Genomic DNA, 6166 nt, shown 5'->3' on the forward strand with positions numbered 1-6166 from the left:
TACACAAAAAATGATAAAATAAAACAGTTACGAGGTAAATGATTATGAGACTTGATAAATATTTGAAAGTATCCCGTATTATTAAACGTCGTCCAGTGGCGAAAGAAGTCGCAGACAAAGGACGTATTAAAGTCAATGGCATCTTAGCCAAATCATCAACCGATTTAAAAATCAATGACGAAGTGGAAATTCGTTTTGGAAATAAATTGCTAACGGTGCGTGTTTTGGAAATGAAAGACAGCACCAAAAAAGAAGATGCAGCCAAAATGTACGAAATCATTAAGGAAACAAGGATAGAAGCGGATGGAGAAGCCTAATATCGTTCAATTAAACAATCAGTACATCAACGACGAAAACACCAAAAAACGCTATCTTGAAGAGGAAAATCGCAAACGGCATCGTTTTATGGGGTGGATTTTGGTGGTCGTGATGCTCTTGTTTATCTTACCGACCTATAATCTGGTCAAAAGTTACCAGACTTTACAGGAACAAAAAGCCAAGGTCGTTTCCCTGCAAAAAGACTACGACAAATTGGTCGTTGAAGCCGATGCAGAGAAAGTTCTTGCCAATCGCTTAAAAGACGATAATTATGTCGCTAAGTATGCGCGTGCCAAATACTACTTATCGCGCTCGGGTGAAACGGTTTACCCATTACCAAATCTATTACCAAAATAATTTATGGAACATTTAATTGAAACAATTGAAAAATTTCTAGCTTATTCTGATGATAAGTTAGAAGAACTCGCTAAAGAAAATCAAGCTTTAAGAGAAGAAAATCATCATTCATCACAAAAACAGTAACGGAAGGAGAAACCAGTGAAAAAACTATTTGCAGTAATGCTAATACCATTTTTTTTGGTCTCTCTTCCAGTTATTAGTACAGAAAAAGACATGGATTTAAGCAATGAGGAAAAGTATCACCTAAATACGACAGTTGTGTCATCCTCAACCTATTTTGATGCCATTCCTCAAAATCCAATTCTCATCCAAGATAGCACGACTTATAAAGATGCGGATTTGACCGTTGCTGCGGATACCTTATCAGCTAACACACCGTTAACCATCACAGATTGGCTCGTCAATTACGCCACTATCCCTGTTTTTAAATTATCAGACGGTAGTTATATTGAAGCCAGTCGACAGGTGGTTAGTGATGATGTGGTTTTTAGTCAAGAAGCCATTACTCAAGATTTTTGGCTAAACGATGGCTTTACCGTTTATCAAACGCCTTATGTAACAGGAACGAAATCGGTCAAGACGGATTTAACGCCTTATAGCAAGGTCACCGTTACTCAAAAAGCCGTCACAAGTCACGGCACTTATTACAAGGTTGATGGTAAAGGTTGGATTGCTGCGACGGATTTGTCTGAAACGGATAATCGTATGCAAAAAGTGCAAGCCATGCTCAACCAAAAATACAATAAGAGCAATTATTCGATTTACGTGAAACAATTAGGAACGCAAGTAACCGCAGAAATCAACGCCGATAAGGTCATGTATTCTGCTAGCGTTGCCAAATTAGCGACCCTTTATTATGTTGAGGCTCAATTGCAAAAAGGAGCTATCACGTCAGACGATAAGTTGGTCTACGTAGATGCGGTCAATCATTTTGATAAGTCCTATGAGCCAGGTGGCAGCGGGAAAATGAGCAAGTCAGCTGACAATAAAGAATACACGGTTGATACTTTGCTAAAAGCTGTCGCTCAGTATTCTGACAATGTCGCAACAAACATTTTGGGTTACTACGTTGCGCATCAATATGACGATGATTTCAACAATACCATCACGGCTGTCGCAGGGACACCGATTGACATGAAAGAACGCAATATGTCTGCCAAGACAGCAGCAAATCTGATGGAAGCCATTTACAATCAAAATGGCGAAATCATTTCTTACCTGTCGTCAACTGATTTTGACAGCACTCGTATTTCAAAAGATATTGATGTGCAAGTGGCGCATAAAATTGGAGACGCATACGACTACAAGCACGATGTTGCAATTGTCTATGCCGACCAACCCTTTATTCTATCGATTTTTACCAATAATGCTTCTTATGACGATATCACCAATATCGCCAATGACGTTTATAGTATTTTAAAATAAAATGTACGAACCATTAGTCAAAGAGATTCAAAAAAAGGCTTATTTTGCCAAGCATAAAAAAGTATTAATAGCAGTATCAGGTGGAGTAGATTCGATGAATCTGCTACACTTTTTGTATATTTACCGACATCAACTGGAAATTGAGATTGGCATTGTTCATGTCAACCACAAGCAGCGAGCAGCTTCAGAAGAAGAAGAGGCTTATTTGAGAAAATGGGCAAGGGAGCACCATATTCCGATTTTTATGTCGGCTTTTTCAGGTGTTTTTTCAGAAAAAGCTGCGCGTGATTTCAGGTATGCTTTTTTCAAGAAAGTCATGACAGAACAAAACTACACTGCCGTAGTCACTGCCCACCATGCAGATGACCAGTCTGAAACGATTTTGATGCGTTTATTGCGTGGTAGCCGCCTTCGCTATTTAGCGGGAATGCAGGCGGTTAGCTCTTTTGGAACGGGAGAACTCATTCGCCCATTTTTGACCATTTCAAAGGCTGATTTACCAGATATTTTCCATTTTGAAGATGCCTCTAACGCTTCTTTGGACTACCTGCGTAATCGCATTAGAAATCAATACCTCCCAACTTTAGAGCAAGAAAATCCAAAGTTTAGACAAGCTCTTCGGCATTTAGGCGAAGAAAGTCAGACGCTTTTTCAAGCTTTGCAAGATTTAACGGCAACCATTGACAGAACAGATTGTTCACAGTTTTTAGCTCAAAGTAAGGCCGTGCAATTTTTCCTTTTTCAAGATTATCTAAGCCAATTTCCTGATTTGCAAGTATCTCATGCTCAGTTTGAAGAAATGCTTAATCTATTGCGTCAGCGACAAAATCTGGATTATCACATTAAAAATGATTATCGACTAATTAAAGATGCCAAGCAATTTCACATCACAAAAATCAGCCCTAAGACCGATGGGGAAATACCTCAAAAAATGCTAGAATATGGCGGTATAGTCAGATATGGTCAGTATCAATTTCACTTTAATAATGAGAGGAATAACAAAGGCATTCCTTTGTATCATGTGACTCCCATTAAATTAAGGCACAGACAACCAGGTGACTATATTGATTTTGGTGCTTTTTCCAAAAAATTACGGCGGCTATTTATTGACGAAAAAATCTCCTTGCAAGACCGTTCAGAGGCAATTGTGGGAGAGCAAGACGGTCAAGTGATTTTTGTACTAGTTGCCGGTAAAACTTATTTGAGAAAAGCTCCCAAACATGGTATAATGGAGGGCACATTGCATATTGAAAAAATTAGAAACAGGTGATGTCATGCTTGAACAAGATATTGAAAAAGTTTTGTACTCAGAGGAAGAGATTATTACTAAAACGAAAGCATTAGGCGAACAATTAACAAAAGATTATAATGGTAAAAATCCTCTTTTGATTGGTATTTTAAAAGGCTCAGTTCCTTTTATCGCGGAATTGATAAAGCATATCGATACCAAAGTGGAATTGGATTTTATGGTTGTGTCTAGTTACGGCAACCAAACAACAAGTAGCGGTGAAGTAAAAATTCTCAAAGATGTCGATACCAATATCGAAGGTCGTGATGTTATCTTTGTTGAAGATATCATTGATACAGGACGTACTTTGCTCTACCTACGAGATATGTTTAAATACCGTAAAGCCAATTCTGTAAAAATCGCTACCCTTTTTGATAAACCAGAAGGTCGTGTGGTTGATATTGAAGCAGATTATGTGTGCTACGATGTGCCAAACGAGTTTATTGTTGGTTTTGGTCTTGATTATGCAGAACATTATCGTAATTTACCATATGTAGGAGTCCTTAAAGAAGAAATTTACTCAGATAAATAGAGGGTTAAAATTATTGTATGAAAAATAATAGAAATAATGGCTTTGTTCGAAATTCCTTTATTTATATTCTTTTGATTATTGCAGGGATTACAGCCTTTCAATATTACTTAAGGGGATCAAGTACACAAAGTCAACAAATTAATTACTCGACTTTAATGCAACGCATTAAGTCAGGGGATGTTAAGTCGATCACTTACCAACCAAGCGGCAGTGTGATTGAAGTTAGTGGTGAATACACCAAAGCACAATCAACGAAAACAAGTGCCAGCTTGCCATTTTTAGAAGGTCGAAAAACAGCTGAAGTAACCAAATTTACGTCAATTGTTTTGCCAAGCGATTCTTCTGTTGAAACGTTAACCAAGGCTGCTGAGGATGCAGATGTTTCTATAACAGTCAAACAGGAAAGCTCTAGCGGTGCTTGGATTACTTATATCATCACTTATGTACCACTTATCTTGATGGTTGTCTTCTTCTTTATGATGATGAACCAAGGCGGAAATGGTGCACGAGGAGCGATGAACTTTGGTCGAAACAGAGCCAAATCTCAGAGCCAAGGCAACGTGAAAGTACGTTTCTCTGACGTTGCCGGTGCAGAAGAAGAAAAACAAGAACTAGTTGAAGTTGTTGACTTCTTGAAAAATCCGAAGAAATACAAAGCACTTGGTGCTAGAATTCCTGCTGGTGTCCTTCTTGAAGGCCCTCCGGGAACAGGTAAAACCCTTCTTGCTAAAGCCGTTGCCGGTGAAGCAGGTGTTCCATTCTTCTCTATCTCAGGTTCTGACTTCGTTGAAATGTTCGTCGGTGTCGGTGCAAGCCGTGTGAGATCCCTTTTTGAAGATGCTAAAAAAGCAGAACGTGCCATCATTTTCATAGATGAAATCGATGCTGTCGGCCGCCGTCGTGGTGCCGGTATGGGTGGCGGAAATGATGAACGCGAACAAACCCTTAACCAACTTCTTATCGAGATGGATGGTTTTGAAGGCAACGAAAGTATTATTGTTATCGCAGCAACCAACCGTAGTGACGTCCTAGACCCAGCTCTTCTTCGTCCAGGTCGTTTTGACCGTAAGATTTTGGTTGGTAGTCCAGATGTTAAGGGACGTGAAGCTATTTTACGCGTTCACGCTAAGAATAAACCTTTGGCATCAGACGTTGATTTGAAAGTTGTCGCGCAACAAACACCAGGATTTGTTGGTGCAGACCTTGAAAATGTTCTTAACGAAGCAGCCTTAGTTGCAGCACGTCGTAATAAGAAGAAAATCGATGCTTCTGATATTGATGAGGCAGAAGATCGTGTTATTGCAGGTCCATCTAAGAAAGACCGTACGATTTCTCAAAAAGAACGCGAAATGGTGGCCTACCACGAAGCTGGACATACCATCGTTGGTTTGGTGCTTTCAAGTGCGCGTGTCGTCCACAAAGTAACGATCGTTCCACGTGGTCGCGCAGGTGGTTACATGATTGCCCTTCCTAAAGAAGACCAAATGTTGCATTCAAAAGATGATTTGAAAGAACAATTGGCTGGTTTAATGGGTGGTCGTGTTGCAGAAGAAATTATCTTTAATGCTCAAACGACAGGTGCGTCAAATGACTTTGAACAAGCTACCCAAATCGCACGTGCTATGGTTACTGAATATGGTATGAGTGATACATTAGGACCTGTTCAATATGAAGGAAACCATGCCGTCATGACAGGACAAATGTCACCAGAAAAATCATATTCTGCTCAAACCGCACAAATGATTGATGACGAAGTTCGTAAACTGCTTAATGAAGCACGTGATAAAGCGGCTGATATCATCAATAACAACCGTGAAACACATAAACTTATTGCAGAAGCCCTTCTTAAATATGAAACCCTTGATGCTGCTGAAATCAAGTCTATTTACGAAACAGGAAAAATGCCTGAAGAACAAGACAAAGATAATCAAGAAGCACATGCCCTTTCATATGATGAAGTCAAAGAAAAAATGGCTGACTCATCTGACTCAGAATAGTGCCATAGTTTTGATATAAAATAAAACAGTCGGTATTGGCTGTTTTATTTTTATCTTTTAAAAAAAAACTTTAAAAAAGTTATTGACAAGAGATCCAAGAGATGGTAAACTGTTATAGTTGTCTGATGAGAGGACAACAGCTATCAGGTTTCAAAAAAGCTTTTGAAAAAACTTTAAAAAAGTTGTTGACAAAGCGAAAGAGATTTGATAGAATATAATAGTTGTCTCGAGAGAGATAAAGACCTT

At 38.9% G+C, this 6166-nt stretch carries 7 protein-coding genes; all 7 read left to right on the forward strand.

Annotated elements, in window-relative coordinates:
- Positions 1-44 precede the first annotated feature (44 nt).
- Genes ACFORE_RS05615 through ftsH form a run of 7 tightly spaced genes read left to right on the forward strand, consistent with a single transcriptional unit; the run spans position 45 to position 5920 of the window.
- Positions 45-317, forward strand: coding sequence for an RNA-binding S4 domain-containing protein (locus tag ACFORE_RS05615; protein ID WP_154455347.1), 273 nt, complete (start codon positions 45-47; stop codon positions 315-317).
- On the forward strand, positions 304-675 hold the full coding sequence (locus ACFORE_RS05620; protein ID WP_154455348.1) for an FtsB family cell division protein: 372 nt from the start codon (positions 304-306) through the stop codon (positions 673-675). Before ACFORE_RS05615 ends, ACFORE_RS05620 begins: the two co-directional genes overlap by 14 nt.
- A gap of 3 nt (positions 676-678) precedes the next feature.
- A complete protein-coding gene (locus ACFORE_RS05625; RefSeq protein WP_154455349.1) occupies positions 679-801 on the forward strand; it encodes an SP_0009 family protein in 123 nt (40 codons plus the stop codon).
- Between the two features lie 15 nt (positions 802-816).
- Positions 817-2103: a serine hydrolase gene (locus ACFORE_RS05630; protein WP_167829317.1), complete on the forward strand. Its 1287-nt coding sequence runs from the start codon at positions 817-819 to the stop codon at positions 2101-2103.
- A 1-nt stretch (position 2104) separates the two neighbouring features.
- Positions 2105-3373, forward strand: a complete 1269-nt coding sequence (gene tilS / locus ACFORE_RS05635) for a tRNA lysidine(34) synthetase TilS (RefSeq protein WP_235280776.1) — start codon at positions 2105-2107, stop codon at positions 3371-3373.
- 4 nt (positions 3374-3377) lie between these two features.
- Positions 3378-3923 (forward strand): hypoxanthine phosphoribosyltransferase, encoded by a 546-nt coding sequence (gene hpt, locus ACFORE_RS05640; protein WP_154455354.1) that lies wholly within the window; start codon positions 3378-3380, stop codon positions 3921-3923.
- A gap of 17 nt (positions 3924-3940) precedes the next feature.
- The gene (ftsH, locus tag ACFORE_RS05645; RefSeq protein ID WP_154455351.1) at positions 3941-5920 is read left to right on the forward strand and encodes an ATP-dependent zinc metalloprotease FtsH; all 1980 of its coding nucleotides are present in this window, start codon (positions 3941-3943) and stop codon (positions 5918-5920) included.
- The last annotated feature ends 246 nt before the right edge of the window (positions 5921-6166 follow it).

It is taken from the genome of Streptococcus alactolyticus, assembly GCF_042649785.1.
GTDB classification, from domain to species: Bacteria; Bacillota; Bacilli; order Lactobacillales; family Streptococcaceae; genus Streptococcus; species Streptococcus alactolyticus.